At 58.2% G+C, this 15,209-nt stretch carries 15 protein-coding genes; 8 read left to right on the forward strand and 7 right to left on the reverse strand.

Features of this window, described 5'->3' with window-relative positions; all coding sequences use genetic code 11:
* Positions 1 to 3: 3 nt before the first annotated feature.
* The gene (locus tag B7444_RS08330; RefSeq protein WP_007282544.1) at positions 4 to 2,874 is read right to left on the reverse strand and encodes a bifunctional transaldolase/phosoglucose isomerase; all 2,871 of its coding nucleotides are present in this window, start codon (positions 2,872 to 2,874) and stop codon (positions 4 to 6) included.
* An 11-nt stretch (positions 2,875 to 2,885) separates the two neighbouring features.
* Positions 2,886 to 4,943, reverse strand: coding sequence for a transketolase (gene tkt / locus B7444_RS08335; RefSeq protein ID WP_007282545.1), 2,058 nt, complete (start codon positions 4,941 to 4,943; stop codon positions 2,886 to 2,888).
* A 122-nt stretch (positions 4,944 to 5,065) separates the two neighbouring features.
* Between tkt and B7444_RS08340 the strand changes: the two genes are divergently transcribed.
* The 4 genes from B7444_RS08340 (at position 5,066) to B7444_RS08355 (ending at position 8,108) form a co-directional block, all read left to right on the forward strand.
* The gene (locus B7444_RS08340) at positions 5,066 to 6,085 is read left to right on the forward strand and encodes an MBL fold metallo-hydrolase (RefSeq protein WP_231502892.1); all 1,020 of its coding nucleotides are present in this window, start codon (positions 5,066 to 5,068) and stop codon (positions 6,083 to 6,085) included.
* Between the two features lie 35 nt (positions 6,086 to 6,120).
* On the forward strand, positions 6,121 to 6,624 hold the full coding sequence (locus tag B7444_RS08345) for an ankyrin repeat domain-containing protein (RefSeq protein ID WP_035729918.1): 504 nt from the start codon (positions 6,121 to 6,123) through the stop codon (positions 6,622 to 6,624).
* Positions 6,621 to 7,691: a histidinol-phosphate transaminase gene (gene hisC, locus B7444_RS08350; protein ID WP_007282549.1), complete on the forward strand. Its 1,071-nt coding sequence runs from the start codon at positions 6,621 to 6,623 to the stop codon at positions 7,689 to 7,691. The genes B7444_RS08345 and hisC overlap by 4 nt, the downstream gene beginning before the upstream one ends.
* 132 nt (positions 7,692 to 7,823) lie before the next feature.
* Positions 7,824 to 8,108, forward strand: a complete 285-nt coding sequence (locus B7444_RS08355; RefSeq protein ID WP_029495673.1) for a hypothetical protein — start codon at positions 7,824 to 7,826, stop codon at positions 8,106 to 8,108.
* A 27-nt stretch (positions 8,109 to 8,135) separates the two neighbouring features.
* Here the strand turns inward: B7444_RS08355 and B7444_RS08360 are convergent, their stop codons facing one another.
* The gene (locus B7444_RS08360; RefSeq protein WP_007282551.1) at positions 8,136 to 8,927 is read right to left on the reverse strand and encodes a glycosyltransferase family protein; all 792 of its coding nucleotides are present in this window, start codon (positions 8,925 to 8,927) and stop codon (positions 8,136 to 8,138) included.
* 19 nt (positions 8,928 to 8,946) lie between these two features.
* Entirely contained in the window at positions 8,947 to 9,315 is a 369-nt protein-coding gene (locus tag B7444_RS08365; RefSeq protein ID WP_007282552.1) for an HNH endonuclease family protein, read from the reverse strand.
* 79 nt (positions 9,316 to 9,394) lie between these two features.
* Here B7444_RS08365 and B7444_RS08370 point away from each other — a divergent pair, with 79 nt between their 5' ends.
* The 3 genes from B7444_RS08370 to B7444_RS08380 all read left to right on the forward strand — a co-directional run bounded on the left by B7444_RS08370 (position 9,395) and on the right by B7444_RS08380 (position 11,676).
* Complete coding sequence (locus B7444_RS08370) at positions 9,395 to 10,678, forward strand: aminopeptidase (RefSeq protein WP_007282553.1); 1,284 nt, start codon at positions 9,395 to 9,397, stop codon at positions 10,676 to 10,678.
* Positions 10,675 to 11,190: a hypothetical protein gene (locus B7444_RS08375; RefSeq protein ID WP_007282554.1), complete on the forward strand. Its 516-nt coding sequence runs from the start codon at positions 10,675 to 10,677 to the stop codon at positions 11,188 to 11,190. Before B7444_RS08370 ends, B7444_RS08375 begins: the two co-directional genes overlap by 4 nt.
* Positions 11,191 to 11,259: 69 nt before the next feature.
* Positions 11,260 to 11,676, forward strand: a complete 417-nt coding sequence (locus tag B7444_RS08380) for a hypothetical protein (RefSeq protein ID WP_186810541.1) — start codon at positions 11,260 to 11,262, stop codon at positions 11,674 to 11,676.
* Here the strand turns inward: B7444_RS08380 and B7444_RS08385 are convergent.
* Together B7444_RS08385 and fliI are read right to left on the reverse strand one after the other, a co-directional pair.
* Entirely contained in the window at positions 11,668 to 12,093 is a 426-nt protein-coding gene (locus B7444_RS08385) for a flagellar FliJ family protein (protein ID WP_007282556.1), read from the reverse strand. The genes B7444_RS08380 and B7444_RS08385 overlap by 9 nt on opposite strands.
* A gap of 20 nt (positions 12,094 to 12,113) precedes the next feature.
* Positions 12,114 to 13,460, reverse strand: a complete 1,347-nt coding sequence (fliI, locus tag B7444_RS08390; RefSeq protein WP_048842470.1) for a flagellar protein export ATPase FliI — start codon at positions 13,458 to 13,460, stop codon at positions 12,114 to 12,116.
* Positions 13,461 to 13,643: 183 nt separating this feature from the next.
* On the opposite strand from fliI, the gene B7444_RS08395 reads away from it, so the two are divergent.
* Positions 13,644 to 14,387, forward strand: a complete 744-nt coding sequence (locus B7444_RS08395) for a response regulator transcription factor (protein WP_007282558.1) — start codon at positions 13,644 to 13,646, stop codon at positions 14,385 to 14,387.
* A 10-nt stretch (positions 14,388 to 14,397) separates the two neighbouring features.
* Here the strand turns inward: B7444_RS08395 and thiD are convergent, their stop codons facing one another.
* Complete coding sequence (gene thiD, locus B7444_RS08400) at positions 14,398 to 15,207, reverse strand: bifunctional hydroxymethylpyrimidine kinase/phosphomethylpyrimidine kinase (protein ID WP_007282559.1); 810 nt, start codon at positions 15,205 to 15,207, stop codon at positions 14,398 to 14,400.
* Positions 15,208 to 15,209: the final 2 nt, after the last annotated feature.

Consider the following 15,209-nt stretch of genomic DNA (forward strand, 5'->3'; position numbering starts at 1 on the left):
GCCTTATGCTCCCGCAATCGCTTTATGAATGGCCCCGGCAAGGGTCTTCAGGCCCTCTTCCAGCGGTCCGTCAATATGCACCCGCAGCGCACGACGCCCACGGGCTGAAAGAACCTCGAAATCACCGCGAGCCTGCGCCGCCTTGACGACACCAAAGCTGAAGCCATGCCCCGGAACCGGAACATCGGCCGCATCCTTCGCAGTAACCTGGAGGAAAACACCACTGTCCGGGCCACCCTTGTAGGCCTGCCCTGTCGAGTGAAGGAACCGCGGGCCGAACTCGGCTGCCGTAGCAACCTTCAGCGCATTCCGCAGATCCATCCGGACGTCCTGCGCCCAGTCACGCGTCTCCCGGTTACGCTCGATGTAAGCCAGAAGGCCCACATAGTCGCCCGGTCCAACACGCTCAAAGTGCTTCTTCAGAATGGACACCGTGTCGCCTGTGCCCAGAGCCGCAGCGTTCTTCTCATCCGCGTAGAAGGCGAGATTTCCGTCAACGGCAAAGGGTGCCTCAGCCGGAAGAGCGCCAGTTTCAGCATACGCCGTGGTCAGCTTGCGCGTTTCCACCTTGCTGAACTCGACATCCGGCTGATCGAACGGGTCAATGCCCAGAACCGCACCGGCAACAGCCGTGGCGAATTCAAAGACAAAGAAAGCCTGACCAATCTCATTCTTGTCCGACAGACGGACCGTCACGACCGGAGCTCCCGCTTCGCGCAGCGCACCCAGACGACTGTCAGGTGTGTCACCTTCAAGAAGCAGGTCCACGAAAACGCGGTCCTTTCCGTAGACGTCAGGCGTACCGAGTTCTTCTTCATCAATCGGAACGAGACCCGTGCCCTTCTTACCCGTACTTTCAGCGATCAGCTGCTCAAGCCAGGCACCAAAGGACGCAATACCCTTGGACGCAAGGATCGTGACCTTGTCGCGGCCGAAGCATTTGGCTGAATGGCCAAGAATCAGGCCCAGCGTCACACCCGGATTGACATGAGCCGGTGCGCTCGGCCCACAGCTCTCGACCATCAGCGTCGTGATCGTCAGGAACCTGCGAACATCCAGTCCGCTGACAGCGGCAGGCACCAGACCAAAGTTGGACAGCACGGAGAACCGGCCACCGATCTTCGGATCACCGTAGAAAATGCGCCAGAAGCCATTTTCTTCGGCAACCTTCTGCATGTGGGAGTCAGGGTCCGTGATGGCGATGAAGTTATCGCCCGGAGCCTTGCCCAGAGCCTGACCAGCGACCGTCCAGAAATGCGCGAACAGGATGTTCGGTTCCAGCGTGCCGCCAGACTTACTGGCCACGATGAACAGCGTTTTCTTGAGATCAACTGCCTTCTCGTAAGTCCGGACCTGCTGAGGGTCCGTGCTGTCGAGAACATGCAGCTTCGGCCACCCTTCCTGCTGCCCGAACGTCTCGGCCAGCACTTCCGGACCAAGGCTCGAACCGCCCATACCCAGGAGAAGAATGTCAGTGAAACCACGGCTGCGGACATCGCGGGCCAGAAGTTCCAGCTCCTCGATGTGCCACAGACGGTCCTGAACGATGGTCAGCCAGTTCAGCCAGCCAGCTTCCGGCCCATTCGTCCAGACAGATGCGTCCTTCGCCCAGATGCGACGGACCAGACCTTCCTTGCTCCACGCCTTCTCGGATTCCGCAACATCGTCGCGGATTTCTGAGGGAAGGTCAGCTGTGACGTGGAGCAACCGTTTTCCCAGCACAGACTCCCGCTTTTCGGCGACCGCACCAAGCAGGGTATCGAAGGATTCAGAGAAAGAGGCACAGCCGTCCTTCACCAGCTTCGCCGTAACACCGGCCAGATCCAGACCAAGGCGCTCGGCTTCAGCCAGAACATGACGGGCTTCTTCAACATTTTCCGTCAGGCTCTCACGGAGCTTGCCGTGATCACGGAACGCATCGAACGTTGCTGGCGGAATCGTGTTGACCGTCTCCGGACCAATCAGCTCTTCGACGTACAGGACGTCAGAATAAGCCTTGTCCTTCGTGCCGGTACTGGCCCAGAGCAGACGCTGCGGGTTCGCACCCTTGGCAGCAAGTGCCTGCCAGCGCGGGCTCTTCTTGACGTCCAGATAGTACTGATAGGCAACCTTGGCGTTTGCAATGGCAACCTTGCCACGCAGAGCCTTGAGCGCTTCCGCATCCTTGTCACCAGCAGCGACGCGGCGATCAATCTCGCCATCGATCTTTGCGTCGATACGGCTGACGAAGAAAGAGGCCACGCTGGAGATGTGGGAAATGTCTTCCCCACGGGCGGCGCGGGCTTCAAGGCCGGAAATGTAGGCTTCCAGAACGTCCTTGTACGCCTCGAGGGAGAACAGCAGCGTCACATTGATGTTGATACCGTCTGCAATCGCTTCGCGGATCGCGCCCGTGCCTTCTGCCGTGCCCGGGATCTTGACCATTAGGTTCTTGCGACCGACAGCCTTCCACAGGCGACGGGCTTCCGTGATGGTGCCGTGCGCGTCAAATGCGAGATACGGAGAGACTTCGAGGCTGACGTAACCGTCCAGGCCCTTCGTCTTTTCAAACACCGGATAAAGGACACCGCAGGCAGCACGGATGTCATCAATCGCGAGGTGTTCGTAAAGGTCTCCCGCAGAGAGACCTTCCCCCTCAAGAAGTTTACGGATCTGGGGATCGTATTCCGTCCCCTTGCCGATGGCCTTCTCAAAAATGGCAGGGTTAGAGGTTACCCCACGAAGCCCGTCTTCCTCGACGAGCTTCTTGAGGCTGCCATCTTCCGTAAAGCTGCGCTGGATAAAGTCCAGCCAGGGGGACTGGCCGTGCTTTTCCAGATCCCGCAGGACACTGCCTACTTTTTCTAGGCCGGTATTAGAGATTGTGTCTGCCACAGGCTCTCTCCTCACTTGCTACGGGCAGCCTGACGCTTTGCGGCGTCAAAGACTGCTTCCGGCGTAAACCCGAACTTGGTCAGAAGTGCAGAAGCCGGAGCCGATGCACCAAATGTATTCATGGCGATGATCGCGCCGCCGAGACCAACATAACGATCCCAGCCAAAGGCTGCTGCCTGCTCAACGGCCACACGGCCGATCACGTCAGGCGGCAGGACAGAGTCGCGGTAGTCCTGAGGCTGCTCTTCGAAAAGATCGAAACTTGGGAACGATACCACGCGAGCCTTCACACCTTCTGCCGTCAGCTTTTCGTAAGCCGCGACAACCAGCGATACTTCAGAACCCGACGCCATCAGAATCACATCCGGCTTACCTTCACAGGAGGCCAGAACGTATGCGCCCTTTGCCAGACCAGACGCCGCGGCATACTTGCTGCGGTCGATCGTCGGCAGATTCTGGCGGCTCAGGGCCAGAACGGCAGGCTTGTGCGTCATAGGGATCAGGGTGCGCCATGCCTCTGCCACTTCGTTGGCGTCGGACGGACGGATCGTCATGATGCCCGGGGTCGCGCGAAGTTGAGCAAGCTGCTCGATCGGCTGATGGGTCGGGCCGTCTTCACCGACGCCAATGGAGTCATGCGTGAAGATATACGTGACCGGCAGTTCCATAATGGCCGACAGACGGACCGGGGCCTTCATGTAATCCGAGAAGATCAGGAAGCCGGAGCCATATGCACGGATACCGGACAGCGCGATGCCGTTACAGATCGAGCCCATGGCATGTTCGCGCACACCGAAATGCAGGTTGCGGCCCCCATACGTGCCCCCCCACTGCGGCGGCTGGAACGATCCGCCACCCTTGATGTCCGTCTTTGTAGATGGCGTCAGATCAGCAGAACCACCGATCATCCAGGGCAGGTTCTTGGCAACGGCATTCAGCACCTGGCCAGAGCTGGCACGGGATGCCACGCCCTTGGCGTCGGCTTCGAAAACCGGAATGTCCTTGTCCCAGCCTTCTGGCAGACGGTGCTCGAAGATGGCTTCAAGCTCGGCAGCTTCCTTGGGATAGGCTTCCTTGTAAGCCGAAAACAGCTCGCTCCACTCAGCGTTGGCAGCTGCACCGCGCTTCCCAAGACCTTCTGCGAAGTGTTCCTTCACACCATCCGGCACATAGAAGTCCCCAGCGCCGTCCGGCCAGCCATAAGAGGCCTTCGCGCCCTTGATTTCGTCTGCGCCAAGCGGCTCGCCATGAGCGGACGCCGTGCCAGCCTTCTTGGGAGCGCCATAACCGATGACCGTCTTCAGAACGATCATGCTTGGACGGTCCGTGACCTTCTTGGCTTCCTGAAGGGCCTTCAGGATCGCTTCCACGTCATTGCCGTCTGTCAGCGTCTGGACATGCCATTTGTAGGCCTCGAAACGCTTGCCGACGTCTTCCGTCAGGGCAAGGTCCGTCGACCCTTCAATGGAGATCTGATTGGAATCGTAAACCCAGGTCAGGTTCCCGAGACCAAGATGTCCAGCCGTGGACGCGGCTTCGGACGCCACACCTTCCATCATGTCACCATCGCCACAGAAGACCGTGACGTGATAGTCGAACAGCTTGAAACCGGGACGGTTATACGTCTCAGCCAGCCACTTCTCGGCAATCGCCATACCAACGGAATTGCCACAGCCCTGACCCAGCGGACCAGTCGTCGTTTCGACACCAGCCGTGAACCGGTATTCCGGATGGCCCGGCGTGCGGGAATTCAGCTGACGGAACTGCTTCAGATCCTCGATCGTCAGAGCCGGGCTCTCGACAACTTTGCCATCCTGAATGTCCCGGACGCCTGCCAGGAAGAGCGTCGAGTACAGCAGCATGGACGCATGCCCGACGGACAGGACAAAACGGTCTCGGGCCGGCCATAGCGGATCGGCCGGATCGTAGTTCAGATCATGCTGCCACAGCGCATACATGGCCGGAGCCAGAGCCATCGCCGTTCCGGGATGACCGGAATTCGCGCGCTCGACAGCGTCCATGGAAAGTGTGCGGATGGTATTGATACCGAGTTCAGGAAGGGTACTCATCGGTATGGGATCTCCGGCTTGTGACGAGCGGGGGAAAGGTCAATGATGCCCCCCGCACCTTCTGCAGCCACGGCATGACGCGTTATCGCGTCTGACGCAATGCTTGATGGGTAAACCATATTGTGAAACACGCTCTTGTGCTCGACGACAACCCGCTACACTTCGATGGAACACGTTATTTCAACCCACCTGCGTGGCGTCCGGATGACCTTGGCCCAGCGCGAACACCGGCCCAGCGCGTCCGAAATATCCTAAAGTGGCAGCTCAGCCTGCGTCCCCGCTGGCCTGATGCCCTACCACCACAGAAACTCCACACCCTGACTGCTCCCGCGCCCGGTGAATGTCTTGCAACCTTCATCGGCCATGCCACCGTCCTGCTTCAGTTCGGCCGGCAGGGACGTGAACCATTACGCATCATCACGGACCCGGTGTTCTCGGAACGCTGTTCCCCCTTCCGCAGTTTCGGTCCCAAACGCGTGAGGCCCCCCGGAATTACACTGGATGCCCTTCCTCCAATTGATGTGATCCTGGTGTCGCACTGCCATTACGACCACATGGACCTTCCGACACTGCGTGTGCTGGCAGAAAAAAACGACGCACTTTGCATTTCTTTGCCCGGCAACCGTCGACATCTGGAGAAGTCTGGCCTCCCCCGCATCGTTGAACTCGACTGGTGGGCAGAAACCGAGGCCGAAGGCGCGCGCATCACGGCGACCCCCGCCCTGCATGGGAGCGCCCGCACACCATTTGATCAGAACCAGGCACTCTGGGGCGGCTTCATGATCGAAGCCGAAGGTAAAAGAGTCTTCTTCGCCGGCGATACCGCATGGGGGAAACATTTCGAGGCCATTCATCGCCGATGGGACACGATGGATCTCGCCATTCTTCCCATCGGGGCCTACGAGCCACGCAACTTCATGCGCCGGGTTCACATGAACCCGGAAGAAGCCGTCATGGCCTTTGACACCCTCAAGCCGGATCACGCTATGGCCATCCATTTTGGAACCTTCCAGCTCACGGATGAAGCCATTCTGGAACCGGGTGCCCGGCTGAAGATTGCTCTTCAGGATCGACCGCCTCTCTTCAAGGCACTGGAAAACGGCGAAACCCTTGCCCTTTCGCCGCTTTCCCCAACTCGCTAACCTAGAGCAAGATTGTCCCCTTGGTGGAAACCGTCATGAACGCACAGACCGTCAACTTCACCCCCGAACAGATTACCGCCCTGTTCATTGACGCCGCCCGTGAGGGTGACACAGACCTGCTGACCCAGTTTCTGGATGCTGGCATGGTGATTGATACACCGGACAGCCGTGGATATACGGCCCTCATCGTCTCGACCTATAACGGACACGTGGACGCAGCCCGACTGCTCCTGCAGCGCCGCGCCAATACGGAAGCCACGGATCTCAAGGGCGCGACTGCTTTGTCAGGTGTGGCCTTCAAGGGCCTGACAGAGATCGCCAAAATCCTTATCGACCACGGCGCACAGGTCGATCATGCCAATTTCTCGGGACGGACCCCGCTTATGTTTGCGGTAATGTTCGGCCGGGCAGACATGGCGCGGCTCCTACTTTCCGCAGGGGCTAACCCCGAACACCGGGACATGGATGGTGTTTCGGCACGTGATCTGGCTGAACGGCAGAACCTGACGGGCCTTTTTACCGAAGGGACAGGCGCATGAGCCGCTTCTGGAACCGCCGCGTCCACGATCTAGATCCTTACGTTCCGGGCGAGCAGCCAAAACTCACAAACCTGCTCAAGCTCAACACCAATGAGTCACCCTACGGCCCCAGCCCGAAAGTGTTGGAGGCCATCCGTGCCTCTGCGACAGACACGCTCCGCCTGTATCCGGACCCCACGGCGACAGCACTGCGCGAAAGCATTGCTGAGCGTTTTGACGTCCCGACAGACTGCGTCTTCGTTGGCAACGGCTCAGACGAAGTGTTGGCTCATGCCTTCCGCGCCCTGTTCCATGACGACGCACCGCTCTATTTCTCGGATGTCACATACGGATTCTACCCGGTCTATTGCAGCCTGTTTGAACAGCCGTTCAAACAGTTCCCTCTGAATGACGACTATGAGATCGACATCAACGCCTATGACGGCCCATGCGGCGGCGTTGTCGTCGCGAACCCCAATGCCAATACGGGGCTGGCCCTCTCGTTGGAAGAGGTCGAAACACTGGCCCTTCGTCACCCGGACCGCACGGTCATCATTGACGAAGCCTATGTGGATTTTGGTGCCGAGTCGGCCATTCCGCTGACAAAGCGTCATGACAACCTTCTGGTCGTGCAGACGCTCTCCAAATCCTATGCGCTGGCGGGCCTGCGTGTTGGCTTTGCGATCGGCTCGCCGGAATTGATCGAAGGGCTGATCCGCGTGAAGGACAGCTTCAATTCATACCCCCTTTCCCGCCCCGCGCAGGAAGGAGCAATTGCCGCCATCAAGGATACGGACTGGTTGGCTGACATTACCTCCAGAGTGATTGCCAGCCGGAAAACACTTGTTCCGGAACTCGAAAATCTCGGCTTCCAAGTCCTGCCATCCTGTGCCAACTTCATTCTCATGCGTCATCCGGCGCATCCGGCCGGATCGATTGCCGCCGCCTTGCGCGAACGCTCGATCCTGGTGCGGCATCTTTCAACCCCGCGTATCCAGAACTGGCTACGCGTCACGATCGGAACTGACGAGGCCTGCACACGCCTGATTGACGCCCTGCGGGCCATCATTCTGAGTAACCGATCCTGAACCACAGCCGGGCGGACTGATCCGCCCTCACGATCATGACCTCCCAGAGGCCAGCCGGTGCACCTTCGTGCCCCGTTCCGCATTTCTGACAAATGCGGAGGCTTCTGGCATTTCGTGCTGAAAGACCAAGACATGCGCGCATTCCACGGACAGATGTCCGACAACCAGCCTATCCGCCGCAATCAGGCCGAAAAGGAAAAGCAGCTTCGGGACCTCAAGGAGACGCTTGCGTCCATGAAGTCCCACACATCTCCAGCTCTCAAAGAGAGCGTCCAGCGCCGCATCAAGGAGTTGGAAACCGAACTCCGTGCCGCTGCCCGTGAAAAGGCAACCCGCGTCGCCAGCCGCACCGAGCAGCCACAGGACCAGCAGCGCCAGCGCCGTGCGCCGCGCCGGAACACCATCCGTTCCATGTAAGTGCGGGCGGAACCGGGCTTGTGCCGATTATTGGCCAGCCCGGTCCCACGCATCACCCATGCACCGAAGCCTTATCGGGTGCATCCCATCCGTTTCCGTCAAAACATAGAACGCCGAATATTTTCCGCTCGGATGCCCCGGACGGGACTTGAGAAAATTGAAAATACTCCGATCCGCCGTCATTCGTGTCTGATCCCCAGCCAAAGGCTGATTCCATAGGTCTAAAACCTCCGGCACACGGGTTCGATCAATCATCAGACAGTTCGGATCAACGAACCCCCCATACGCCTCACGAAACAGACCGCCACCCAGCCCGACAGATTCCCATTGGTCTTCGCAGACTGGTTTCAGTGTTCGCGGATGAACGAACCAACGCCCGGACCACGCCCAGTCCTGCCCTTCAATCGCTTCAAGCAGAGACTGAAGATGGTCTGGACCCCACCAGTTATCATCGTCCAGATAGGTAATCCGGGGCGCATTGGAGAGCTGGCTCAGCACACTCCGCAACACGCCGCCATCCCACGCTTTTCCGAAGCCGCCATGCCGTTCGGATGTGGAATATCCTGGCCACAGGACTTGTACGGACCCCCCTTCCGGCCTGCCCTGACAGGCCCGCTCCAGCATCTCTTCCGCACCAGGGGGCGGAGCAATATCGGCTCCGATCATGATCTGAACCCGCAGATTGCCCTTCTGGGCAAACACGGACTGCAGTGCATGAAACAGGGAAGGCCTCAGCAGGCTGGGTATGATTACAGCGACATCAAACGGACGCTGATCGGGCTGACCTTCGTCAGCGAAAATATGAAGTCCAGGACGCATACCACAAGATTACGGGCTCTCAGGCCATCCGTCCACGACGAGGTCCCCGCTTGGACGCAGCCCGCCGCGTTAGTGCATGAAAATCAGCAGGCTTCTTGCGTATCCATGACAGAAACGGCGCAAGAGCGGCGTCCTCCCGCAGGATGTCAGGTTCCGTCAGACGTGCCGCCAGTTCTGCTTCGCTGAAATTCGCATGAATGGCGTTATGGCAGATCTGATGCAGGCGCACTGTTTCTGCCTGCGCGCCACCCTTCAGCTTCGGCGTGAGATGATGACGTGAAGACCGTGCCGTCGATGGAATCGGACGTCCACACAACGCACAGCAAACCTCTTCGTCATACTCCCCGGAGGGCTCCAGCCGTTTTTCGAATGCTCGATTTCGTCCCATGAACGGTAAGAGTGAGTGCACTTTGAGAGAACCGCAAGCCTCAGAGGTCCTCTTGCACTTCCCCCGCTCAACCCCCACCATGACAGACAGATTTTTCATTGCGAAAGAGCAAGACGTGCCCGTTCCTTCCCCCTTTTCGCACGAACAGCTTCTGGACCGGCTTGGTGAAGTTGCCGTCCGCGTTGGCCTGAACATCAAGCCTGGGCAACAGCTTCTCATTACTGCCCCTCTGGACGCTGTGCCTCTGGTCCGCCGCGTCACGGAACACGCCTACAAGGCTGGCGCCTCCCTCGTCACCACGCTTTACGCTGACGATGAAACCACTTTGGCGCGTTACGTCCACGCCTCTGATGACGCCTTCGATACCGCACCAACATGGCTCGCCAATGGAATTGCTCAGGCGTTTCGGGACGGTGCGGCCCGTATGGCCATCACGGGCGCAAACCCCACCCTTCTCGCCGGACAGGACCCGGAGCGCATTTCCCGCGCCAACCGCGCCAACTCCGCCGCCAATCGTCCGGCCATGGAAATCATCACCCAGTTTGCCGTGAACTGGAACATCATCGCCTGCGCTACTCCTGCCTGGGCCGCTCAGGTCTTCCCTGACCTTCCCGCAGACGAAGCCCTGACCGCTCTGTGGAACGGTATCTTCAAGGCCTCCCGCGTGGATGTTCCCGACCCGGTCGCTGACTGGAAAGCCCACAATGAGCGCCTTCACGCCCGCGCAAAATACATGAACGATACGCACTTCGAGGCGCTGCACTTCTCCGGGCCCGGTACAGACCTGACCGTAGGACTCGCCGACGGCCACGCCTGGGCTGGTGGCTCGGAAGAAACGCTGAATGGCGTTGTCTGCAATCCGAACATCCCGACGGAAGAAATCTTCACGACACCGCACCGTTCCCGCGTCAACGGAACAGTGTGCAGCACCAAGCCCCTTTTCCATCAAGGCACTCTGATTGATGATATTTCCGTCCGTTTCGAGGATGGTCGCATTGTCGAGGCCCATGCCAGCAAGGGCGAAAACGTTCTGCACCGCATTCTGGATACGGATGAAGGCGCGCGTCGCATTGGCGAGGTGGCTCTTGTGCCGCACTCATCTCCGATTTCCTCCAGCGGCATTCTCTATAAGAACACCCTGTTTGACGAGAATGCGTCCAGCCATATCGCCCTTGGTCAGGCTTACACCAAATGCATGGTCGACATTGAGGGTCTGACGCCGGAACAGCTTCTGGAGCGGGGCGTTAATGACTCCCTGATCCACATCGACTGGATGATCGGGTCTGACAGGATTGATCTCGACGGCCTCAAGGACGGAACGCGCACGCCTCTCATGCGTGCTGGTGAATGGGTAATTTCATGATTTTTCGACGCAGCCTCCTCCCGGTTCTCGCACTGGCGACAGGGACAATCGCCCCCATGAGCAGCGCCCTGGCGCAGGGTGCTCCCAGCCAGACACAGATTGACGGCCAGTCGGACCAACAGTCAGCCCAAATCCCGCCGCAGTTCCGCGCTGATGCAGAACGCGCCATGCGGTATGCGTTGCCAGCGGATTTCATGTCGCGGGCAGTGTCCACGATCAGCGAGCTTCAGGGGCGGAACATCCAGCCCCCTAACTCGCAGGGCCTTGGACTTCAGGAGATGATCACCCGAACAAGCCAGGTACCGGGCTTTCCGGATGTTCTCCGCTCTCATGGATTTACGCCGGAAACGTTCATCATCGGCATGACAACCTTCGGCATGACACTGGCCGCCAGCAATGGTCAGGTTCCTGCAGGGATGCCTTCTCCCAACCCCACCAACGTGGCGCTGTTCAAGGCCCACCCCGATCAGGTCAATGCCCTGATGCAGGCCATGGGCAACCCGCCACACTGATGTTTTCAGGCATACCTTTCCAAAAAGGTATGCCTTCTTTTCTGGAGATGCCGCTGATAAAACAGCGCCATGTCCGTAATGCTCGATCCCTCTACACTTCCATCCGTCAATATTCTTGGCCTGGCTCAGGGCGGCGCCATTCTTCGTGCCGAACGCGAAACACCGCCTGACGGGATTCCGGCATTCATAACGAAAGAAGGCTGGGACGAACTCATTGCAGCACATGCTGACAACCATGCCGCCCCTCATATCATCGTGCTTCCCGCTCTTGAAAAAGCCGTTACCCGCATTTTGGCTCATGCAGCTGAAGCGGCTCAGAGCGAAGGCAAGACCGCACCCGTTATCAGTCTCGAAAGCGATCTTTTCCCCAGCGATCCCACCTTAATTCTGGCGTTCGTGAGAGATGAGACACACCCAGTCGCCTGCGCTTTGATAGGAACCGCAGCCCATCTGGTAGATATGCTTCGGGGCGACGGATCAATGTAGGTTTCGTTGCCTCAGAGCCAGCTCATCCAGCACAGCCTGCTCCTTGCGAAGACGATGCTGCTGTATTTCCCCCTGCTGCTTTTCTTCCAGCTTTTCTACGGCTTTCAGGGCGGCCTGCGCCATCAGAAGGGCTGAGCGGATGCAGTCCCTGTCTATTGCCGCCTGCCGGCATCGTTCCTGAGCCTCAGAGATTGCGCGCTGGCCAACAGGCAGCCAACGACTGAAAGCCTCAACGGCCCGATCATCGGCCAGCGGATCAGAAGCCAGCTTCTGTTCCATCAGCAAGTCTTGATGCCTTTGGCCAAGTGCCGTTTCCGCAGCCGCTTCCCGCGCCACAGCTTCGCCAAAAGCCTTCTCCACATCTGCAAGTTCATGACGTCTCAGACGACGAAGAACTTCAAGTGGCATCTGCCTCATTGCTTTTTCTCCGATAAGGGTCAGGCTGCGGTGCCCATGATGGTTGCAAGCTGCTCAAAGGCGTCCAGACACCCTGAACGTTCGTTCTTTCCCTGAGACAGAAACGTGTCGAGCTGAGGCATAAGACGAATAGCTTCATCCACGTCTTTCTCCGTTCCAGATTTGTAGGCACCCAGCCGGATCATGTCGGCCATGCGCTCATATGTTGCCATGGTTGCACGGGCCTGGCGGGTTAACCTGTTTTCTTCTGCCGAATTGCACCCCGGCACGGCACGAGACAGGGAACGCAGTACGTCAATAGCCGGATACCGGCCCTGCTCCCCGATCTTCCGGTCCAGCACGATGTGCCCATCCAGAATGCCACGCACCGCATCTGCGACAGGTTCGTTGTGGTCGTCACCTTCCACCAGAACCGTGAACAGTGCCGTAATCATTCCTTTCCCCGGATACCCCGGTCCCGCACGTTCCAGAAGTTTTGGCAGATCGGCAAAAACCGAAGGTGGATAACCCCGCGTTGCCGGCGGCTCCCCTGCCGACAGACCAATTTCGCGCAAGGCCATGCAGTAGCGCGTTACGCTGTCCATCAGGAGTAGGACCGATTTGCCCTGATCCCGGAAATGCTCAGCGATCGCCATGGCGGAAACAGCAGCGTCCCGCCGCATCAACGGCGGAGTATCAGATGTCGCGATCACAACAACGCTTCGCGCAAGACCTTCCGGGCCAAGATCATCTTCGATGAATTCCCGAACCTCACGGCCTCGCTCACCAACCAGCGCAATCACCGCAACGTCACAGTCAGCCCCCCGGGCCAGCATGGATAACAGCGTTGACTTACCGACGCCGGAGCCCGCGAATAGACCCAGCCTTTGCCCGCGCCGACAGGTTGTAAACGCATCCAGCGCCCTGACCCCCAGATCAATCCTGTCTCCGAGCCTGGCCCGCGTTGCAGCATTGGGAGGGGAATTGAGAACAGGTTGCTGGTCCAGTGCGGGGATCAATGCGCCTTTCCCATCCATTGGCTCTCCAAGCGGATCAACGACACGCCCTAACCAGCTTTCATTGACACCAAGAGACGCCGAAGACTGGCGACTCAGGGGAATACGCGCCTCACAACCAGGTCCAATCCCTTCAAGACTGCCAAAAGCCATGACCCGAGCATGTGCTTCATGAAATCCTACAACCTCTGACTGTATAAGACTCCCCGATCGAGAACGAATTGCGATTCGATCGCCAATTGAAACGAGTCCTTCCAGGCCGTGAATCGTCACACACAGTCCCGTCACATCCTGAACCGTTCCCAATGCACCGTCAGGTTGCAGACGTACCGCTTGATCCAGCAGCCCCTTAAGACAGCCGGAAATCGCCATTTTTTTCTGGTTTTGGGCGGTTTCCATCATTTCTCGAACGTTAAACCCAGAGAGTTAACAAAACCTGAAGCCAACTCACTTCGGGAAGAAATAATGAAAAATTTACGCTTTTTCATTTGTGTCTATCGACATACACAACTCCAGGTAGTAACCACTGCTTCACCAATCCGGGAGTTGAAAAACATGCGTATCCTTCTTGTCGATAGCGATCTTCAGGCCGCAGCCACTCTGTCCCAGATCCTGCGGACAGCAGCTTTCACCGTGGATCACACAGCGTCAGGTGAAGAAGCCATCGAGATGCTCCGTCATTACGATTATGATGTGATGGTTCTCGAACTGATGCTGAACGACATTGAGGGATATGACGTCATTCGTCGGGTCCGCTCTTCCCGGATCACAACGCCTATCCTGGTTCTGTCCGCCCTGCTCCGTCCACAAGCCAAGATCCGCGCATTCTCGATGGGGGCGGACGATTACATGACGAAGCCCTACGATCCCGGCGAACTGATCGCCCGTCTCCAGGCTGTCATGCGCCGCTCCCGCGGTTTTGCTGAGCCATGCCTGCGGGTTGGGAACCTGGAACTCGATCTGAATGGCAAGAATGTCACGATTGATGGATCAGCTCTGCACCTGACAGGCAAGGAATATGCCATCCTGGAGTTGCTGGTCATCCGCAAGGGTTCAGTGCTGACAAAAGATGCTTTTCTGAACCATCTTTATGGCGGTATTGATGAACCGGAAATGAAGATCATTGATGTCTTCATCTGCAAGCTGCGCCGCAAGCTCCAGAAAGCCGGAGCAGAAAATCTGATCGCAACCGTCTGGGGACGGGGCTACATCCTGCGCGACGAGCCAACCACCGAAACCGGTTCCACACTACAGGGCGAGCGCCCTCGTGCGGTTCAGCCCGTTACAACATTCGCCTGAAGACCGTTTTTCAGGATTGGTGCCATTCAGGCCGGATCGTCACACCATGATCGACCGGCCCGTGCCCCTGTCCTAATCCCGGCGCGCGTAAAAGCGCCAGCCTGAGATATCTGTTTCCACGCCGGACAGCAGCCTCAAGGCCCATCCCCTGCGCTACGCCCGTCGCAATCGCACTTGCAAGAGTGCATCCTGTTCCATGTGTATGACGGGTCTTTATTCTTTCACCACGAAGTACAATTTCGTGTCCCTCGGGAAAGACCAGAAGGTCTTCAAGTTCATCTCCCCGAAGATGCCCCCCTTTGAGCAGAACGGCACCTGCCCCCTTGTCCTGCAGTATCCGCGTAGCAGATCGCATCCCATCGAGATCCGTAATGACATGCCCGGTCATGACTTCAGCTTCCGGAATATTCGGCGTTACAACCAGAGCGCGAGGAAGAAGCCGCGTCATCACAGCGTCTACGGCTTCGGGATCAAGCAGAACCGATCCGCTAGTTGAGACCATGACAGGATCAAGCACAAAGGGAAGTTCTGGATAGTCCTGCAATTCGTCCGCCAAAGCGTGAACAATCGCAGCGTTGGCCAGCATGCCACTTTTGCAGCAATCCGCCCCCAGATCCCGTAATACAACCTGTATCTGCTGCCTCACAAAGGCGGGCGAGACAGCTTCAACGCCAAACACGCCCAGCGTATTCTGAGCCGTCAAAGCTGTAATGGCACTCATACCGAATCCGCCAAGCGCGGTGATCGTCTTAAGATCAGCCTGGATTCCAGCTCCCCCGCCTGAATCGCTCCCAGCAACGGTCAGAACCCGGCCAATCATTG

It is taken from the genome of Gluconobacter thailandicus F149-1 = NBRC 100600 (assembly GCF_000964465.1).
Classification (GTDB): Bacteria; Pseudomonadota; Alphaproteobacteria; order Acetobacterales; family Acetobacteraceae; genus Gluconobacter; species Gluconobacter thailandicus.